This is a genomic window from Ensifer soli (genome assembly GCF_041928815.1).
In the GTDB taxonomy this organism is placed as follows: domain Bacteria; phylum Pseudomonadota; class Alphaproteobacteria; order Rhizobiales; family Rhizobiaceae; genus JBHFEI01.
On sequence record NZ_JBHFEI010000002.1, the window covers coordinates 362,930 to 376,570 of the forward strand.

The following is a 13,641-nucleotide window of genomic DNA, read 5'->3' on the forward strand; positions in this document are numbered from 1 at the left end:
GGCCGGCGTCGGGACTGGGCCGACGAAGGGTCGGCCGGCGACGATCGCAGCGTCCTAGCGCAAAACGTCCGCCGCGTCATCTTTTCTGAGGTGGGGCGGGGCACTTTCTTCGGAGCCGGCATTCAGGCCGGCACCGCCAGCCATCGGCCTTCGGAGGAGGACCGGTGGATCGTCTCCACCAGGTTCTGGATGCGAAGCCCGGCCGTAAAGCCGAAGGGCTCGGCGGTCTCGCCCGAGATCGCGCGGAGATATCCCGCGACCTCGATCGCCTTCAGGTCGTTGAAGCCGAGCTGGTGGCCGGGCGCGACGCAGAAACGCCCGTAGGGCGGGTGTTCGGGCGCGGCCTCGATCCTGCGGAAACCGCGGCGGCCGGGCGGATCGGCGGTCGTGTAGAGGTGCAGCTCGTTGAACCGCTCCTGGCTGAAATGCAGCGTGCCTCTGCTGCCGTAAACCTCGAAATCATGCTGCATCTTGCGGCCGGTCGCGATCCAGTTGGCCTCGATCGATCCTTGCGCGCCGCTGGCGAAGCGCAGGAAGGCGCGGCCGACATCGTCGACCTCGACCGCCCGGCGGCCGCCCCGTTCGTCCGGCCGCTCGCCGATCATCGTCACGCAGTCGCCCATCACCTGCGTGATCGGGCCGAGCAGGAATTCGGCCGTCGCCAGCGCATGGGAGCCGATATCGGCGAGCGCGCCGCCGCCGGCCGTGTCGTGGCGGAAGGTGAAGACGCCGTCCGCATCCGCCATGTAGTCCTCGGCATGCAGCCCGCGATAGCCGCGGATCTCGCCGAGCTCGCCGCTCGCGATCAGGTCGCGCGCAAGGGCGAGCATCGGATTGCAGAGATAGTTGAAGCCGACTTGGGTGACGACGCCGGCTGCCGCGGCGGCCTCGGCCATGGCGCGCGCATCGGCGGCGGACGGGGCGAGCGGCTTTTCGCAGTAGACGTGCTTGCCGGCGGCGATCGCCGCAAGCGCCATCTCCCTGTGCAGCGCATTCGGCGCGGTGATGTCGACGACGTCGATCTCCGGGTCTTCGACGAGGGTCCGCCAGTCGGAGGTGGATCGGGCGAAGCCGAGGTCGGCGGCGGCGCGCGCGGCCGCCTCCTCCGTGACGTCGGCGACCGTGCGGAGCACGATCGCATAAGGCAGGTCGAAGACCTTTTCAGCCATGGCAAAACCGAAGACATGGGCCTTTCCCATGAAACCGGTGCCGATCAGACCGATGCGCAAGGGGGGCTTACCGCTCATCTGGGCCTCTCCTCGCGGTGGGCGGGACAGGCGAGATGCGGTACGCGGCGTAGGGGCGACGGGAACACGCGGAGCGTGTGCCTTCGTCCCGGTGCCTGCCATGCCCTTCCGGACCGCGAGGAGGAAGCCACGGCTTGCATCAGTATCCCTCCGGAGCCCCGGCCTCTGCCGCCGTCGGCTCCGTCAGCCGGCGCCAGCGCGCCACGGAACCGGCGGCGGCGGCCGCGATCAGGCGCGCGTCCCCGGAGACGGTGGTGAGGTCGAAGCCCCAGCCGATCGCCCTTGCCGCATAGTCCGGCGTGCCGCAATGGATGCCCGCCTTGATGCCGTTCAGGCGGCAGGCCTCCGCGATCCGCCGGATCGCGGCGACGATCTCCGGCTCCTCCCGGTCGAAGCCGGGGGTGAGCGCGCCCTGCGACAGCGACAGACTGAGATCGGCGGGGCCGACATAGAGGCCGTCGAGCCCCGGCGTCGCGGCGATCGCCTCGAGGTTTTCCATCGCCTCCGCCGTCTCGATCATCGCAAGCGCAAGGATCTCGTCATTGGCTTCCGCCGCATAGTTCGCGCCCGCGGCATAGGCGGCGCGCGTCGGGCCATAGCTGCGTTCGCCCAGCGGCGGATAGCGCATGAAGCGGACGAAGGCCTCGGCCTCGGCGCGCGTGTTGATCATCGGGCAGATCACGCCATAGGCGCCGGCGTCGAGCACCTTCGAGATCCATGCGGCATCGAGCCAGGGGACGCGCACCAGCGGCACCGCATCCGATGCCCGCATCGCCTGCAGCATCGCGAGCGCGTCGCCATAGTCGAGGGCGCCGTGCTGGATGTCGATGCACAGCGCGTCATAGTCCTGCGCCGCCATGATCTCGGCGCAGAAGGGGCTGCCGATCGACAGCCAGCCGTTGAGCGCGGGCCGTCCTTCGGCCCAGATCTGCCTCAGCCTGTTCTTCCGCATGACGCCCTTCCTCCCGAAAGCCGATCCGGAGCGTTTCCGCTCCAAACGCCGCGCAGGCCCCGCCCCCCGCGCGGCTCCCCGTCACCTTATTCCATGCCGAGCGCGGCCATGTAGGTCTGCAGGATCGATTCCTCCTCCAGCCGCTCGTTCGCATCCTTCTTGCGCAGGCGGATGATCGTCTTCATCGCCTTGGTGTCGTAGCCGCGCCCCTTGGCTTCGCCATAGACATCCTTGATGTCGTCGTTCAGCGAGGATTTTTCCTCCTCGAGCCGTTCGATCCGCTCGATGAACTGGCGCAGCTCGGCGGCGGCCACGTTCTCGACACTGTTGCTTTCGTCCATTCGTCCACTCCTTGCCGACGGCTGCGGGAACCCGGTCGGCGACCGGGCCGTTCGGGCGTGTCAGGTGCCGCGAAGTCGCCGCCGCGTCAAGCGCGGAATCTCTCAACGGGTGCCTGCCGGCTCAGCGATGGGTGTCGGGGCGGTTCGCCTCGAAGGCGGCAAGTGCCGCCGGCGCTGCCTCCTTCTGGTGGCGCTCCCGCCAGGCCTCGTAGGGCATGCCGTAGACGATCGCGCGCGCCTCGTCCTTGGAAAGCGCCACGCCCGAGGCCTCGGCGGCGTCGCGGTACCAGTTGGCGAGGCAGTTGCGGCAGAAGCCGGCAAGATTCATCAGGTCGATGTTCTGCACGTCGCCACGCGCGTCGAGATGGGCGAGCAGCCGGCGGAAGGCCGCCGCCTCGAATTCCGTCTGTTGTTCCTTCGTGAGCTCGGTCATCGTCCGTCCTCCCTTTCCCCTCCGGCCTCGTCGTCATAGGGTCCGGTGCGCGAGGGGAAGCGCCTGACCTCGTGCAGGTAAGGCGTCGCGTTGAGTTCGGCAAGGATCGGTGCCAGCCGCACCGTCCAGTTGGCGACGCCGGCGGCATCGCCGATCAGGTCCTGGCGCACCTCGATCAGGGCATGGGCGATGCCGGCCGCCATGCCGTGGCGGAACAGCGTATCGCCGCGCAGCGCCCCGTCATAGGGCTCGTTGTCGCCGACGGCGATGTCGCCCGGCGCTTCCAAGCGGTCGATCAGCGCGCGCGCCGCGCGCGGATCGCCGTCCCAGAGCACGCCCGCATGCCACGGGCGCGGCACGTCGCGCCAGACCGGGGTGAAGGAATGCAGCGAAATGAGGAGAGGGGCCGCTCCGCTCGCCTCGGCCACCCGCGCGATCGCCTCGGCGACGGCGCGGTGATAGGGGCGGTGGAAGAGGTCGAGCCGTGCGTTCTCCTCCGCCACGTCGATCGGATGGTTGCCGGGAACGATGGCGCCGTCCGAGAGCTTCATGATCAGCGTCGGGTCGTCCTCGCCCCGGTTCGGATCGATCAGCAGGCGGGAGAAACGGCTCATCACCGCCGGCACGCCGAGATCGGCGGCGAGCGCCCGGGTCAGCGGCTCGATGCCGATGTCGTAGGCGATATGGCGGCGAAAGGCACTTTCGGGCAAGCCCAGCGTGCCATAGCGTGGCGGCAGCCGATTCGTCGCGTGGTCCGCGATGAGCAAGAGCCCCTTGCGGGCGTCGCCCTCGATGACCTCGAACGGTGGATCCTCATGCATCCCGAATTTGTCCGTATTTCCTTTGATACACTTTGATGGCATCAAGTGGGGGCGATCGCAAGACAGGGATGTTGCAGGCGCGTCCAGGCGCGGTGCAGCGCGATATAATCGATTAGACTCGCGTTGACTTTCAACGGCCATCGTCGCAAGACAGGCCCTAGACAAGCGAAAACAGGCCCGATGAGACATCGCAACGCTGACAGACCGGCCCCCTCGTTCCTCCCGTCCGCAGCCCGGGCCCTCGTCCGGAACACGGGACGGCCGGTGGCGGCCAGCGTCTTCGCTCTCGCATTCTTCGCCCTCATCCCCGCACCCGAGGCGCGCGCCGATTTCCGCGTCTGCAATGGCACGCAGAACCTTGTCGGCGTGGCGATCGGCTACCGGGCGAAGGAGGGCTGGATCACCGAGGGCTGGTGGCAGGTGCCGGCGACGACCTGCGCCACGCTGATCGAGGGCGAACTGCAGTCGCGCTACTACTATCTCTACGCCGAGGACGCGGCGCGCGGCGGGCGCTGGACCGGCGAGGTCAACATGTGCGTGGCGGAGAACGAGTTCAAGATCACCGGCGTCCAGGACTGCTTCGCCCGCGGTTTCCAGCGGATGGGATTCAAGGAATACGACACGGGGCGGCAGGGAAGCTGGATGGTTCAGCTGTCCGATACGCCCGGCACGCAAGAAAGCCAGAACTGATGAAGCGGAACAGAAAAGCCAAAATTCTCGCAACGCTCGGCCCGGCCTCCTCCGAGGAGGAGATGATCTACAAGCTGCACGAGGCGGGAGCCGATCTCTTCCGCATCAATATGAGCCATGCCAGCCACGACACGATGCGAACGCTCGTCACGCGGATCCGCGCGGTCGAGGCCCGGTCGGGCCGCCCGATCGGCATCCTCGCCGACCTGCAGGGGCCGAAGCTGCGCGTCGGCAAGTTCGAGGGCGGCAAGGCCGATCTCGTTCCCGGCCAGACCTTCACGCTCGACAACAGCGAAGCGCTCGGCGACGCCAGCCGCGTCTACCTGCCGCATCCCGAGATCCTCGAGGCGGTCAAGGCCGGCCACCGGCTGCTGATCGACGACGGCAAGCTGCATCTGCGCGCCGAAAGCTCCGACGGCACCAAGATCGTCTGCACCGTCGTCAGCGGCACGAGGATTTCCGACAAGAAGGGCGTCAGCCTGCCCGACACGCTGCTCGGCGTCGGCGCGCTCACCGAGAAGGACCGCGCCGACCTCGACGCCGTGCTCGAGGTGGACGATGTCGACTGGGTGGCGCTCTCCTTCATCCAGCGGCCGGAAGACCTTTCCGAGGTGCGCAAGGTGGCGCGCGGCCGCGTCGGGCTGATGTCGAAGATCGAGAAGCCGCAGGCGATCGAGCGCATCGACGAGATCATCGAGTTGTCCGACGCGCTGATGGTGGCGCGCGGCGATCTCGGCGTCGAAATGCCGCTCGAATCCGTTCCCGGCCTGCAGAAGCAGCTGATCCGCGCCTGCCGCCGCGCCGGCAAGCCGGTGGTCGTCGCGACCCAGATGCTGGAATCGATGATCTCGGCGCCGGTGCCGACCCGCGCCGAGGTCTCCGACGTCGCCACCGCCGTCTTCGAGGGCGCCGACGCGGTGATGCTCTCGGCCGAATCGGCCTCGGGGCAGTATCCCGTCGAGGCGGTCGCAACCATGGCGTCGATCGCCAGCAAGGTCGAGACCGACCCGCATTACCCGGGCATCATCTACGCCCAGCGCACGCCGCCCGAGGCGACGGGGGCGGATGCGATCTCGCTTGCCGCCCACCAGATCGCCGAGACGCTGCGCCTCTCCGCCATCGTCTGTTACACCTCGTCCGGCACGACGGGCCTGCGCACCGCGCGCGAGCGGCCGCAGGTGCCGGTCCTGGCGCTGTCGCCGGTGATCCAGACCGCGCGGCGGCTTTCCGTCGTCTGGGGCCTGCATTGCGTCGTCACCGGCGACGCGGTCGATCTCGACGACATGGTCAACCGCGCCTGCCGCATCGTCGCGGCGGAAGGCTTCGGCAAGCCCGGCGACCGCATCATCATCTCCGCCGGCGTGCCACTCGGCACGCCCGGCGCGACCAACATGCTGCGCATCGCCTATATCGGTTCGGACGGGCTGAGCGGCGTCTGATCCGGCTGCGGCCCGCCGCCTGAAGCGGGCTCATCGTCTCCAGCGATGCGGGCTTCGGCCCGCCTTGCCACGGCCTCGAGGTCGACCGTCTTGCCGGCGACCCGTTCGATCGCTGCGATCGCGACATCCGTGACGATATAATCCGGCTTGTGCCCGAGATTGTGGATCGTCACCAGTTCCGAACCTTCGATATCCCGTTTCAGGCCTGCCGAGTGGATGCCGGGCAGCACGACGCCATCGCGGTCGCCGGTGACGATCACCGTCGGCGCCCGGATCTCGCGATAGCGCGGCGCGACGCGGCTGACATAGTCCTTGAGATTGGCGACATCGATCGCATTGTTGCGGAAATTGTCCGGCCGCAGCACCAGCGCGGTCGCGGCCCGTTCGCTGTAGTCGGCCGGCGGCCGGTTCGGTGCGAAGACGAAGCGGGTGCCGCTGTCGATCCGGCCGAGGCCGACCGGAAGCGCCACCGCATGGGCGAAAATCCAGCCGAGGACAGGCGTGCGGGCGAGCGAATAATACCAGTCGACCCCGCCCGGCCAGGGATGGGTGGCGGGGGAGAGGAAGACGAGGCCGGCGACCTTGTCCGGATGCCGCACCGCGAGGCTCGCCGCCACGGCGCCTCCGAACGAATGGGCGACGACGATCGCGGCGCCGATGCCGCGACGCTCCATAAGCGCTGCGATCGCGTCGGACTGGCCGTCAGGCAAGGCGTTCGCCGCACCGCCGCGTTCCGAATAGCCGTGTCCCGGGCGGTCGACGAAGAGCAGGGCGGCCCGGCCTTCGAGGGATGGCCTGAAGGCGCCCATCGGGTCGCGCAGGTTTCCGCTCGCGCCATGGATGAAGACAAGCGGCGGCAGGTCCGCATCGGGCCCGGCCGGCACGAGAACGCTGTTCAGCCGGTATCCGCCGACGTCGATCAGCCTACCCTCGTTCGGGAAGCGGGCGGCGATCTCGCGCGCCTTCAGGGCGGAATAGAGGAGGGCGCCGGCAATGACGAGCGCCAGCAGACAGAAGCCGATTGCCAGGAATTTCATGCCGTTTCGCCGCCGCGCAGATCCGTGATGTTGCGCCCTATACGTCGCGGCGACGGTTCCGGTTTCATCGTCGATCTCAAGGCGCGGGCGCGCGGGGCGACAGCTCAGATGCGGTTGCCGGCGAGCTTTTCCTCGAGCGCGCCGAGCTGTTCCTGCGCCTTGCGATCGGCGGGATAGACGTCGAGGAACCGCTCCCACGCCTTCAGCGCCAGTTCGTCCTGCCCGGAGGCGGAAAAGATCGCTGCCATGCCGGCGAGCGCGCCGAAATGGCGCGGTTCCAGCGTCAGCACCCGGTTGATGTCGGACATCGACTTGCGATAATTGCCCATCTGGTAGTGCAGCGTCGCGCGGCGGTTCCAGCCTTCGACATAGGCGGGGTCGAGCACGATGACCTGGTCGTAGAGATCGAGCGCGACCGACTCCTTCTTGTCGGTAATCGCCTTCTCCGCCCACTGCATCAGCAGATTGACCGAGGCGCTGCCGGAATCGGTCCATTCCCGCCGGATCTGATCAGAGATCGCCCGCGCCTTGGTTTCGTCGCCCTGTCGCTTCAGTTCTGTAAAGAGCGCGTTCAGCCGCTCGGGCTCGCTCTTCAGCGCGGCCGTCTGCTTCGGCTGCTCCTGCGCTACGGCGGGCAGGGGGGCGCACAGCGGAAGGAGGAGGCCGAACGAGAGAATCAGGCGCAAAAACGACGACATGGCGGGCAGGATATCCCGCTCGCCATGTCGGTCAATTCACAATTTCGCGCAAGCGGGCCGCGTGCCTGCCCGAGAGCGTTCAGCCCTGGCGCGCCTTGAAGCGCGGGTTGAGCTTGTTGATGATGTAGATACGGCCCTTGCGGCGAACCAGGCGGTTCTCGCGGTGGCGAGCCTTCAGCGACTTCAGCGAGTTCTTGATCTTCATGGCATTGATCCGCAGTTTCGGGACGTTCCGTTCGCCCACTGTCTCATGTCAATCAAAAGCGCGCCGCCGCTGGTATCGGAGCGCGCTTTCAAGGTGAGAGCGCAATACAGGCTCGCCCCCCTCGTGTCAACCGCGCGGCGCCGTTTCTCCCCCGGCGGCGGCCGGGCTTTTCGGCCCTGTCAGGCGGGTGACATGGCCCATTTTCCGGCCCGGCCGCGCCCCCGCCTTGCCGTAGAGATGGACGAGGGTCGCGGGCGTCGCCAGCCATGCGTGAAGATCGTCGATGTCGTTGCCGATCAGGTTCTGCATGACGCAATCGGAATGGCGCGCGCCGTCGGCGAGCGGCAGGCCCATGACGGCGCGGACATGCTGTTCGAACTGGGAGACGGCGCAGGCCGCCTCGGTCCAGTGCCCGGAATTGTGGACGCGCGGCGCGATCTCGTTGACGAGCAGCGTGCCGTCGGCGCGCACGAAGAATTCGACGCCGATGACGCCGACATAATCGAGCGCCTCGAGGATGGCGCCGGCGGCCCGGCGCGCGGCGGCGGCCGTATCGTCGCCGACCCCGGCCGGAAGCGTCGACGTGTGCAGGATGCCGTTCCGGTGGACGTTTTCCGCCGGGTCGAAACAGGCGACCGTGCCGTCGCGGCCGCGGGCGGCGATCACCGAGATCTCGCGCTCGAAGGCGACGAAGCTTTCGAGGATCAGCGGCACGGCGCCGAGCGCGGCATGGGCGCCCTCGACCTCCTCGCCACCGCGAAAGACGCGCTGGCCCTTGCCATCATAGCCGAGGCGCCGCGTCTTCAGCACGCCGCTGCCGCCGAAGGCGGCAAGGGCCGCGGCGAGATCGGCGTCGCTGTCGACGGTGCGGAAGTCCGCGGTGCCGATGCCGCAACTGTTGATGAAGATCTTCTCGTTCAGCCGGTCCTGCGCGACGTCGAGCGCCAGCGGCGGCGGGTAGACCGGGCGGGACGCGGCCAGGTGCTCGGCGGCGGCAAGAGGAACATTCTCGAATTCGTAGGTGACGACGTCGCTGGCGGCGGCCAGCGCGTCGAGCGCGGCCGGGTCGTCATAGGCGGCGACGATCTGCCGGTCGGCGGTCTGGGCCGCCGGACAGTCGGGCTGCGGCTCGAGGATCACGGTGCGGATGTTGAGGCGGGCGGCGGCGATGGCCAGCATGCGCCCGAGCTGGCCACCGCCGATGATGCCGAGCGTCTTCATGCCTCGTCCACGGGAAAGTCGGCGACGGCGAGCGTCTGCTGCTCGCGCCAGTCGTCGAGACGGTCGGCGAGGTCGGGGTCGGTGAGGGCAAGCACGGCGGCGGCGAGCAGCGCGGCGTTGACGGCGCCCGCCCGGCCGATCGCCAGCGTGCCGACGGGAATGCCGGCGGGCATCTGCACGATCGACAGCAGGCTGTCCTGGCCCGACAGCGCCTTCGACTGCACCGGCACGCCGAAGACCGGCAGCGGCGTCATGGCGGCGCACATGCCGGGAAGATGGGCGGCGCCGCCCGCTCCGGCGATGATCACCCGGAAGCCCTCGCCGCGGGCGGCCTTGGCGAAGGCGACCAGCCGGTCGGGCGTGCGGTGTGCCGAAACGATGCGCGCCTCATAGGCGATCTCGAGCGCGTCGAGCGTGTCGGCGGCATTCTTCATCGTGTCCCAGTCCGACTGGCTGCCCATGATGATGGCGACGGGCGGGGAGATTTCGGCGTTCACGTGGGCTTGGATCCGTTTGTGGTGTCAGGCGATGATGTCGGGGGTGATCTGGTCGTCGATCTTGGTGATCTTGTCCTTGATGGCGAGCTTCTTCTTCTTCATGCGCTGGATGCGGAGCGCGTCGCAGCCGGTGGTGATCATCGCGTTGATCGCCGCGTCGTAGTCCTCGTGCTCCTGCTTCAGCCGAGCGAGAACGAGTCTGAGCTCTGCTTGATCCTGGTCCGGCATTCAGAAATTCCCCGTGCGTCCGGCAGTGGTTTCGCCCCGCCGGCGTTCCATGTTTGAGCCGCTCTATCACAGATTGGCTGGTAACGGGAAGTTATCCTTCGCCACGATTTCGCCTTCGACAAATGAAAAATACCGTGGCACACTTTGACGGTCAAAAACGGGAACACCCGGCTTTGACGGCCGGGTGCAAGCAAAAGGAAGGGACTGCCACATGAATATTGAGGCTCATCTTGCCACGCTTGAAAAAAGACACGGCGCCCTGGAGGAAGCCCTCCACAACGCGCTGAAACAGCCCTCTGCCGCCGATCAGGAGATCGCCGACATCAAGCGCCGGAAGCTGCGCATCAAGGACGAGATCGAGAAGATCCGTTCCTCCATTCACTGAATGTGATCCCTTGGCGCCCGCATGAGGCGGGCCAGTGACGCACTGACGGATCTTCCCCGCGATCCCGACGGGGATGATCCGGACGAAAGGCAGGCGACGGATCTTTCATCGATCATCGTCGCCTGCCATTCCTGCAGCCGCCGGCAATCTCACGACCCCCCGCATCTCCCGATATCCTCGCGCGTCACGACCTTCCGGTGTGCGGCAACGCTCGCCATGGCAGGACCGGGATCTCATGCGGCGGAGGCCGCCTGCGCGCGGCTCAGCTCCAGAACTGGTCGAGCCAGATGTTGAGGCGATCGAAGCCGGCGCGGTTGATCGCATAGATGCGCTTCGTGCCGCTGGCGGAGACGCTGACGAGGTTGCTGTCCAGCAGCGCCTTCAGATGCTGCGACACGGCGGGACGGCTGATCGGCAGGCCTTCGGCGAGTTCGTTGACCGTGCGCGGTGACCGCCGCAACTCCTCCAGGAGGTGACGCCGGTTTGGGTCCGCGATGGCATCGAAGGGGTCGGCTGAGATCATGGCGCGAGAATAGGACAAGTTCCATGGCGCGGCAAGAAAATTGTGCAGTGCGGCAAAGCGTGAAGCTCCGGTTTCCCAAGGGGTCGCGGCCGTTTCAGGCAAGCGCCGCCAGGCCGTCGAGGAGCAGTTTCACGCCGGCGGCGAAGGCCATCGCATACATGAATGGATAGAAGATGTCGGGACGCATCCGGCGCACGACGAAGCCGCCGGCGATCGTCGCCAGGATCGCGACGGGAACGAGGGTCAGCGAGGTGCCGAGATTGGCGAGGTCGAGTTGGCCAAGGGCGAAATAGGGGACGAGCTTGACCGCATTGAGGATGGCGAAGAAGCGGACGCTCGTGCCCGTCAGTTCCCGCGGCGGCAGTTGCAGCGGCAGCGCGTAGATCTGGAAGGGTGGGCCGCCGGCATGGGCGACGAAGCTGCTGTAGCCGGCAAAGCCGCCGAAGAGCGTGGCTGCCGCCGGCCTCTGCCCGCGCGGTGCGGGTGCGGCCGCCCCGCGCCGGGCGCGAAGGCGAAGCACGGCATAGCGCAGCACGAAGAGAACGGTGATCAGGCCGATGATCAGCCGCAGCGCGTCGCGCGGCACATAGGCGGCGGTCGCCCAGCCGATGCCGATGCCGAGCATCGCCCCGGGTAGGAGCATCTTCAGGGTGCGGGCGTCGCCGTGCTGGCGCCAGATGGTCAGCGAGACGATGTCCATCACGACGAGGATCGGCAGGAGCAGTGCCGCCGCCTCGACCGGCGAGACGACGAGCGAGAGGATCGGCACGCCCATCAGCGACAGGGCCTCGCCCATGCCGCCCTTGCTCAGCCCGACGAGCATGACGGCGGGGACCGCGATGAGATAGAAGCCGGGGTCGGGGAGCATGGGGAACGGTTGATCCTTTTGTCGGCCCGGTCTATCGCTTTTCCGATGGGAAATCGAGGGGCGGTGTCGCAGCGGCGCGCCGCATCGGAAAGGATCGGATGACGCAGACGGAGAACCGCTGCCGGCTGGTGCTGGTGGCCCCGGAGATCGCGGATGCGGCGCAACGGGCGGGCGTCGTCGCGGACGCCCTGCGCGGCGGCGACGTCGCCTCGGTGATCGTGCCGCAATACGGGCTGGCCGCCGACGCCTTCCAGCGCCATGCGGAAGCCCTGGTGCCCGTCATCCAGGCGGCCGGCGCCGCCGCCCTGATCGACGGCGACACCCGCATCGCCGGGCGGGCGAAGGCGGACGGCCTGCATATCGCCGGAACGGCGGAGGCGATCGGCGAGGCGGTGGAAAAACACGCGCCGAGGCTGATCGTCGGCGCCGGCAACGTTACCAGCCGCCACCAGGCGCTGGAGATCGGCGATGCCGGGCCGGACTATGTCTTCTTCGGGCGGACCGACGGCGACGTAAAGCCGGAGGCCCATCCGAAGATGCTGGAACTGGCCGAATGGTGGGCCTCGATGATCGAGTTGCCCTGCATCGCCATGGGTGGCACCGACGTGCAGTCGGTGGTCTCCGTGGCGGCGACCGGGGCCGAATTCGTCGCGCTCCGGCTCGCCGTCTTCGCCGATCCCGCAGAGGCGGCGCTGAAGGTGGCGGAGGCAAATGCGCTGCTTGACGAAAAAGCGCCACGGTTTGACGCTGAATAGGTGTCCATGTCCGCCCGCTTCCGACCGATGCCGTCGATGATCCGCCGCCTTGTCGCCGCCTGCGCCTGTGCTGCGCTGACGGCGGGCGTCGCCTGTCCGGTGTCCGCGGAGGTTGCTGCGACGCCGGAGACGACGACCGCTGAAACGGGGACGGCGCAGAAGGGCGACCCGAAGCGTGGCCGGATCACCCCGTTCAACGGCGCCGTGCTGCCCGACACGGGCGCGCGGCCGGAGGCACGCCCGGGAACGGACGGGGCAATGGACAATTCCCGCCCCGGCAAGGTGCTCAAGGGTACCGGCGGGGCCGGCGTCTACGAGCGCATGGGCATGACGCTGCCGGCGCTTCCGCAGGAAAGGCCGTTCGAAGGCGCGGTCGACGAGGCTTACGGCGCCTTCCAGCGCGGCTATTATCTGACGGCGATGGATTTCGCCCTTCCCCGGGCGCAAGGGGGCGACGCGGCCGCGCAGACGCTGGTCGCGGAGCTGATGGAGGCGGGCCTCGGCGTGGCCCGCAACCCGAAGGAAGCCGCCTTCTGGTATGCCGAGGCCGCGGGCAACGGCGATCCGGCGGCGATGTTCAAATATGCGATGATGCTGATCGAAGGCCGCTACGTCGCGCGCGACAAGGTGAAGTCGCTCGATTTCATGCGCCGCTCGGCCGATCTCGGCAATGCCTCCGCCCAGTTCAACTATGCCCAGACGCTGGTGGCCGACATGCCGGGCGAGAAGGGGCTGAAGGCGGCGCTGCCCTATTACGAGAAGGCGGCCGGACAGGGGATCGCCGACGCGCAATACGCGCTGTCGCAGATCTACCTCAACGTCGAGGGCATCGACGAGGACCGGCGGGCCGAGGCGCGCAGCTGGCTGACGCGCGCCGCGCGGGCCGGCTATGACACCGCCCAGCTCGACCTCGGCATCTGGTTGATCGAGGGGATCGGCGGCGCCCGCAATCTCGAGGAAGGCTTCGCCTGGATGAAGAAGGCGGCCGAGGGCGGCAACGTCGCCGCGCAGAACCGCCTTGCCCATCTCTATGTCAATGCCATCGGCACGCGGCCCGATCCGGTCGAGGCGGCGACATGGTATCTCCTGTCGCGCCGCGCCGGGCTCAACGACGTCGCGCTTGAGGATTTCTACCTCGGGATCAACGACGAGCAGCAGCAGGCCGCGACGCACGCGGCGGACGCGCGCGGTGCCCATCCGGCGCGCCGCGTCGCAGGCCTGCCGTGAGGGCACTTGAATTTCCGGCCCGTTTGTGGTCTTGAGGCGCGGTTTCGCGCCCGCCCGACTTCGGCAGCGGGCCA

General features: G+C 68.0%; 18 protein-coding genes. 5 read left to right on the forward strand and 13 right to left on the reverse strand.

Going from position 1 to position 13,641, the window contains the following annotated elements:
• Positions 1-122 precede the first annotated feature (122 nt).
• The 5 genes from ACEVQ6_RS04355 to ACEVQ6_RS04375 all read right to left on the reverse strand — a co-directional run bounded on the left by ACEVQ6_RS04355 (position 123) and on the right by ACEVQ6_RS04375 (position 3,794).
• Complete coding sequence (locus ACEVQ6_RS04355) at positions 123-1,247, reverse strand: Gfo/Idh/MocA family protein (RefSeq protein ID WP_374887673.1); 1,125 nt, start codon at positions 1,245-1,247, stop codon at positions 123-125.
• Positions 1,248-1,386: 139 nt separating this feature from the next.
• A complete protein-coding gene (locus ACEVQ6_RS04360; RefSeq protein ID WP_374887674.1) occupies positions 1,387-2,199 on the reverse strand; it encodes an HpcH/HpaI aldolase family protein in 813 nt (270 codons plus the stop codon).
• 86 nt (positions 2,200-2,285) lie between these two features.
• On the reverse strand, positions 2,286-2,540 hold the full coding sequence (locus ACEVQ6_RS04365) for a DUF2312 domain-containing protein (RefSeq protein ID WP_374887675.1): 255 nt from the start codon (positions 2,538-2,540) through the stop codon (positions 2,286-2,288).
• A 121-nt stretch (positions 2,541-2,661) separates the two neighbouring features.
• Positions 2,662-2,973, reverse strand: a complete 312-nt coding sequence (locus ACEVQ6_RS04370; RefSeq protein WP_374887676.1) for a DUF1244 domain-containing protein — start codon at positions 2,971-2,973, stop codon at positions 2,662-2,664.
• Entirely contained in the window at positions 2,970-3,794 is an 825-nt protein-coding gene (locus tag ACEVQ6_RS04375; RefSeq protein ID WP_374887677.1) for an N-formylglutamate amidohydrolase, read from the reverse strand. Before ACEVQ6_RS04375 ends, ACEVQ6_RS04370 begins: the two co-directional genes overlap by 4 nt.
• A 180-nt stretch (positions 3,795-3,974) precedes the next feature.
• On the opposite strand from ACEVQ6_RS04375, the gene ACEVQ6_RS04380 reads away from it, so the two are divergent.
• Positions 3,975-4,484 (forward strand): DUF1036 domain-containing protein, encoded by a 510-nt coding sequence (locus tag ACEVQ6_RS04380; RefSeq protein ID WP_374887678.1) that lies wholly within the window; start codon positions 3,975-3,977, stop codon positions 4,482-4,484.
• Positions 4,484-5,923, forward strand: coding sequence for a pyruvate kinase (gene pyk, locus ACEVQ6_RS04385; RefSeq protein WP_374887679.1), 1,440 nt, complete (start codon positions 4,484-4,486; stop codon positions 5,921-5,923). Before ACEVQ6_RS04380 ends, pyk begins: the two co-directional genes overlap by 1 nt.
• Here pyk and ACEVQ6_RS04390 read toward each other — a convergent pair.
• The 6 genes from ACEVQ6_RS04390 to ACEVQ6_RS04415 form a co-directional block, all read right to left on the reverse strand.
• A complete protein-coding gene (locus ACEVQ6_RS04390; protein WP_374887680.1) occupies positions 5,890-6,960 on the reverse strand; it encodes an alpha/beta fold hydrolase in 1,071 nt (356 codons plus the stop codon). The genes pyk and ACEVQ6_RS04390 overlap by 34 nt on opposite strands.
• Before the next feature lie 104 nt (positions 6,961-7,064).
• Positions 7,065-7,667, reverse strand: a complete 603-nt coding sequence (locus ACEVQ6_RS04395; RefSeq protein WP_374887805.1) for a tetratricopeptide repeat protein — start codon at positions 7,665-7,667, stop codon at positions 7,065-7,067.
• 70 nt (positions 7,668-7,737) lie between these two features.
• Positions 7,738-7,863, reverse strand: a complete 126-nt coding sequence (ykgO, locus tag ACEVQ6_RS04400; RefSeq protein WP_018327898.1) for a type B 50S ribosomal protein L36 — start codon at positions 7,861-7,863, stop codon at positions 7,738-7,740.
• Between the two features lie 126 nt (positions 7,864-7,989).
• Positions 7,990-9,084, reverse strand: coding sequence for a 5-(carboxyamino)imidazole ribonucleotide synthase (locus ACEVQ6_RS04405; protein ID WP_374887681.1), 1,095 nt, complete (start codon positions 9,082-9,084; stop codon positions 7,990-7,992).
• Positions 9,081-9,545, reverse strand: a complete 465-nt coding sequence (gene purE, locus ACEVQ6_RS04410) for a 5-(carboxyamino)imidazole ribonucleotide mutase (protein ID WP_374887806.1) — start codon at positions 9,543-9,545, stop codon at positions 9,081-9,083. Before purE ends, ACEVQ6_RS04405 begins: the two co-directional genes overlap by 4 nt.
• 60 nt (positions 9,546-9,605) lie before the next feature.
• The gene (locus ACEVQ6_RS04415) at positions 9,606-9,809 is read right to left on the reverse strand and encodes a YdcH family protein (protein ID WP_374887682.1); all 204 of its coding nucleotides are present in this window, start codon (positions 9,807-9,809) and stop codon (positions 9,606-9,608) included.
• A gap of 211 nt (positions 9,810-10,020) precedes the next feature.
• On the opposite strand from ACEVQ6_RS04415, the gene ACEVQ6_RS04420 reads away from it, so the two are divergent.
• A complete protein-coding gene (locus ACEVQ6_RS04420; protein WP_374887683.1) occupies positions 10,021-10,194 on the forward strand; it encodes a YdcH family protein in 174 nt (57 codons plus the stop codon).
• Positions 10,195-10,456: 262 nt separating this feature from the next.
• On the opposite strand, the gene ACEVQ6_RS04425 is transcribed toward ACEVQ6_RS04420, so the two are convergent.
• Both ACEVQ6_RS04425 and ACEVQ6_RS04430 read right to left on the reverse strand, forming a co-directional pair.
• Entirely contained in the window at positions 10,457-10,717 is a 261-nt protein-coding gene (locus ACEVQ6_RS04425) for an ArsR/SmtB family transcription factor (RefSeq protein ID WP_374887684.1), read from the reverse strand.
• A gap of 94 nt (positions 10,718-10,811) precedes the next feature.
• Positions 10,812-11,585, reverse strand: coding sequence for a sulfite exporter TauE/SafE family protein (locus ACEVQ6_RS04430; protein ID WP_374887685.1), 774 nt, complete (start codon positions 11,583-11,585; stop codon positions 10,812-10,814).
• 98 nt (positions 11,586-11,683) lie between these two features.
• Here ACEVQ6_RS04430 and ACEVQ6_RS04435 point away from each other — a divergent pair, with 98 nt between their 5' ends.
• On the forward strand, positions 11,684-12,340 hold the full coding sequence (locus tag ACEVQ6_RS04435; protein WP_374887686.1) for a thiamine phosphate synthase: 657 nt from the start codon (positions 11,684-11,686) through the stop codon (positions 12,338-12,340).
• Between the two features lie 6 nt (positions 12,341-12,346).
• The gene (locus tag ACEVQ6_RS04440) at positions 12,347-13,567 is read left to right on the forward strand and encodes a tetratricopeptide repeat protein (RefSeq protein ID WP_374887687.1); all 1,221 of its coding nucleotides are present in this window, start codon (positions 12,347-12,349) and stop codon (positions 13,565-13,567) included.
• The last annotated feature ends 74 nt before the right edge of the window (positions 13,568-13,641 follow it).

Coding starts and splice junctions, on each gene's coding strand:
- ACEVQ6_RS04355 (WP_374887673.1), bottom strand. CDS start 1,247: ATGAGCGGTAAGCCCCCCTTGCGCATCGGTCTGATCGGCACCGGTTTC.
- ACEVQ6_RS04360 (WP_374887674.1), bottom strand. CDS start 2,199: ATGCGGAAGAACAGGCTGAGGCAGATCTGGGCCGAAGGACGGCCCGCG.
- ACEVQ6_RS04365 (WP_374887675.1), bottom strand. CDS start 2,540: ATGGACGAAAGCAACAGTGTCGAGAACGTGGCCGCCGCCGAGCTGCGC.
- ACEVQ6_RS04370 (WP_374887676.1), bottom strand. CDS start 2,973: ATGACCGAGCTCACGAAGGAACAACAGACGGAATTCGAGGCGGCGGCC.
- ACEVQ6_RS04375 (WP_374887677.1), bottom strand. CDS start 3,794: ATGCATGAGGATCCACCGTTCGAGGTCATCGAGGGCGACGCCCGCAAG.
- ACEVQ6_RS04380 (WP_374887678.1), top strand. CDS start 3,975: ATGAGACATCGCAACGCTGACAGACCGGCCCCCTCGTTCCTCCCGTCC.
- pyk (WP_374887679.1), top strand. CDS start 4,484: ATGAAGCGGAACAGAAAAGCCAAAATTCTCGCAACGCTCGGCCCGGCC.
- ACEVQ6_RS04390 (WP_374887680.1), bottom strand. CDS start 6,960: ATGAAATTCCTGGCAATCGGCTTCTGTCTGCTGGCGCTCGTCATTGCC.
- ykgO (WP_018327898.1), bottom strand. CDS start 7,863: ATGAAGATCAAGAACTCGCTGAAGTCGCTGAAGGCTCGCCACCGCGAG.
- ACEVQ6_RS04405 (WP_374887681.1), bottom strand. CDS start 9,084: ATGAAGACGCTCGGCATCATCGGCGGTGGCCAGCTCGGGCGCATGCTG.
- purE (WP_374887806.1), bottom strand. CDS start 9,545: ATGGGCAGCCAGTCGGACTGGGACACGATGAAGAATGCCGCCGACACG.
- ACEVQ6_RS04415 (WP_374887682.1), bottom strand. CDS start 9,809: ATGCCGGACCAGGATCAAGCAGAGCTCAGACTCGTTCTCGCTCGGCTG.
- ACEVQ6_RS04420 (WP_374887683.1), top strand. CDS start 10,021: ATGAATATTGAGGCTCATCTTGCCACGCTTGAAAAAAGACACGGCGCC.
- ACEVQ6_RS04425 (WP_374887684.1), bottom strand. CDS start 10,717: ATGATCTCAGCCGACCCCTTCGATGCCATCGCGGACCCAAACCGGCGT.
- ACEVQ6_RS04430 (WP_374887685.1), bottom strand. CDS start 11,585: ATGCTCCCCGACCCCGGCTTCTATCTCATCGCGGTCCCCGCCGTCATG.
- ACEVQ6_RS04435 (WP_374887686.1), top strand. CDS start 11,684: ATGACGCAGACGGAGAACCGCTGCCGGCTGGTGCTGGTGGCCCCGGAG.
- ACEVQ6_RS04440 (WP_374887687.1), top strand. CDS start 12,347: ATGTCCGCCCGCTTCCGACCGATGCCGTCGATGATCCGCCGCCTTGTC.